The sequence below is a fragment of the Vibrio sp. 10N.261.46.A3 genome, assembly GCF_041472995.1.
In the GTDB taxonomy this organism is placed as follows: domain Bacteria; phylum Pseudomonadota; class Gammaproteobacteria; order Enterobacterales; family Vibrionaceae; genus Vibrio; species Vibrio coralliirubri.
Map to the genome: position 1 here is coordinate 1 of NZ_JBFRRH010000124.1, position 2,506 is coordinate 2,506.

A 2,506-nucleotide genomic window follows, 5' to 3' on the forward strand; every position below is an offset into this window, starting at 1 on the left:
GAAATCGCTAAACATCAAGGCGCTGCACTTTCAGTGGGTAAGAGGCCAGGATTTCATTCATGGCTTGATTGATGTCACCGCGCTTGGTGACCATTGGGTAAACTTGGTCAAAGCGGTAATCGGGTAAATCTGGCTGCGCTTGCCATTTCCAACCGTATTGTTTTGCTGCAAAGGCGCCCGCTTGTGACAGGGTCTTACCTTGCAATAAAAACAGTGTGACAGCGTCACGCTTGTAAGGGTGAAGTGCCGCCATCTCTAATGAAGGCTTAGGGGTGTAGGTGAGCGCATCGAGTCCATCCACTTGATAAGAGAGCGCGGCCACGGCTTGACCTAGCGTGCCCTCTTTCACAAATGCTTCATGAGCCGATTGAGAGAGCGCCTCTTGAAATTGAGGGACTTTGGCAATGGCAACATGCTTAATGCCACCGCGATTCATCCAGCGAAGGAGCGCCGTTCGATAGGTTTCCCCCACTTTGACTTTAAAGGTTGAGCGACCAGGGTGTAGCGTGAGGTCTTTATCATGGCGCTTTGTTGTAAATCGGGCGCCGTGCGCACATTCATTGGCGCCATGGGCTCTGGGATAACAGGCGGCGGCTCACTCGCGCATCCGACTAACGTCAGTACGCCAATGGCACAAGGTATCGCTTTCATGTTCTTTTCCTTGTTGTTGTTCAATAAGGAAACGATACCAAGTTCAGATCGAGAGTCACGGATTAGACGGCACGAAAATAGTAGAAAAATAGTGCCGCCTAATCCTTGACTTTTTATATACCTGTGAGTGAGTTTTGCTGAGGAGTGTTGGTTGCACCAATGCGGTGCAAAAAGAAGTGCATTTATTTAAATGAGAGAAAGGATTCACTGAAAGTTGATGAGATAAGGAAATAAGCGCAGCATTTTCTTATCTTATTGGCTTTGCAGGTAGGGCGAAGCCCGTAGGACGGCATAGAGTCCTGTTTTGCAGAAAGAGAAAACGCCTCACAAGGAGGCGTTTGAGTGATTAATTAATACAACTAAAATGTCAGAAAAGGACAAAACCCATCGTCAAACCAGTGATCATAATGATAATCGTCGTTAACGCCATGTTGTTTTCTATCCACTTATCCATGAGGCTACCTCTTTTACGATTTCAAATTTGAGAACACCACCAACAGTTAGCCAAATTATAAGCCACCTTTGGCAAAAACCAAACTCCCTCAGTCGAATTTCTGAATTTATCTGCCTTATCTTAGCTTGCTCGATTTCAGGTATATTGTTCGTTTCATTTTCTTTATCAGTCATTATTCCCTCAAAGGCTCAACCACCATAGGACGATAAGGATAATACATAATCAGGCCCTACAACATCGCGATCCCCGTACACATCCTTTTCTTCAGACAACTCTAGTGCGTCAGAGCAGGTATCAATGACCACGCCATTCTCATAGAAAGCTTGACCGCAAAAACCACACCCAGCTTCACAATACGTATGTATCAGATCCAAATCAAATCTGTCGGCAAAGGATTCTGCCCATTCAGAGCACGAGCCCCAAGCTGTATCAAACTCCATACTAACACATCGTTCCGTCATGAGATTCAGGCTCACCGTTACAATCTCCCATTTGGTACCGAGATCTTGAACGTTGGCATCGTAACCAGACATAACACCATGCAGCCCCTTGCCATTGAATCCCCCCAACTCTACCCACAATCTAGGACGAACAATTTCCCGTAAGTCCAGTTGGGTTTCATCAAGAGTGGAAGGAGTGGCTAACTCAGACCAAAGTGTCGAACATTGCTCTTGACTCAGCTCTCCCTAAGGCCAGAAGCCAGCCGTTTTCAAAAATTCAGTGATACTCACTTGCTGCGCTTGCATCAAAGAGCGCCACTCCATTTTTTCCAACTGACACGCTGAATATATCTCATTGATATGCTCGCAAACCTCATCCGTTAAACGAGGGTCTGACACCATTAATGAGACAAATTGGTCATAGTACGCGGCTTTGTCGCAGTCTGGCAAAGCCAGCCAATCCTCACTCAACCAATTAGGGTAAGGCGAAAACTCAACCGCCTTCGTTGGCAATAACACTCTACCCACACCTGCAACAAAGAGGTGTAACGCTTGATGAAGCGCTTGGCGATAACGAAACGATTTTTCATTCCTCTCATCCCAATACACTTTTACCGTTGCAGCACTGCGTCCAGATAACTCAATTTTGTTTACACACCAGTTTGGCATCGTCTTTTCCTTTCATTAAATCAAAAAAAAGGGACGCCACCTATCGGGAGCGTCCCGATAGGGGTGGTCAGCGCAAGCGCTTTACTTTTTACATTGTGATGATTGTCTTTGAATCTCTTCTCTCAACTCTTTCTTCACACGCTCCATATGATCATGGAGTCGCATTTCGGCAGAATGCAGATCGGATTGCTTCAAAAGTAACATCAATATATTGATAGGTACGGCTATCATCATGGTGAACTCCTCGTCAGTAGCAGAACACCCAACCCATGACAGAAGCGGTGCCCTGCAA

General features: G+C 46.0%; 5 protein-coding genes. All 5 read right to left on the minus strand.

Annotation, left to right across the window (positions count from 1 at the left end):
* Nucleotides 1–7: 7 nt before the first annotated feature.
* Nucleotides 8–436 carry a hypothetical protein gene (locus AB4484_RS23985; protein ID WP_372080697.1) on the minus strand — a complete coding sequence of 143 codons (429 nt, stop codon included), beginning with the start codon at nt 434–436 and terminating at the stop codon, nt 8–10.
* A 653-nt stretch (nt 437–1,089) separates the two neighbouring features.
* The gene (locus AB4484_RS23990) at nt 1,090–1,278 is read right to left on the minus strand and encodes a hypothetical protein (RefSeq protein ID WP_372080699.1); all 189 of its coding nucleotides are present in this window, start codon (nt 1,276–1,278) and stop codon (nt 1,090–1,092) included.
* Nucleotides 1,279–1,293: 15 nt separating this feature from the next.
* Entirely contained in the window at nt 1,294–1,638 is a 345-nt protein-coding gene (locus tag AB4484_RS23995; protein WP_372080701.1) for a hypothetical protein, read from the minus strand.
* 153 nt (nt 1,639–1,791) lie between these two features.
* Nucleotides 1,792–2,214, minus strand: a complete 423-nt coding sequence (locus tag AB4484_RS24000) for a DUF1281 domain-containing protein (protein WP_372080703.1) — start codon at nt 2,212–2,214, stop codon at nt 1,792–1,794.
* 81 nt (nt 2,215–2,295) lie between these two features.
* Nucleotides 2,296–2,506, minus strand: a 211-nt coding sequence (locus AB4484_RS24005; RefSeq protein WP_372080705.1) for a hypothetical protein, incomplete at its 5' end; no start/stop codon positions are given.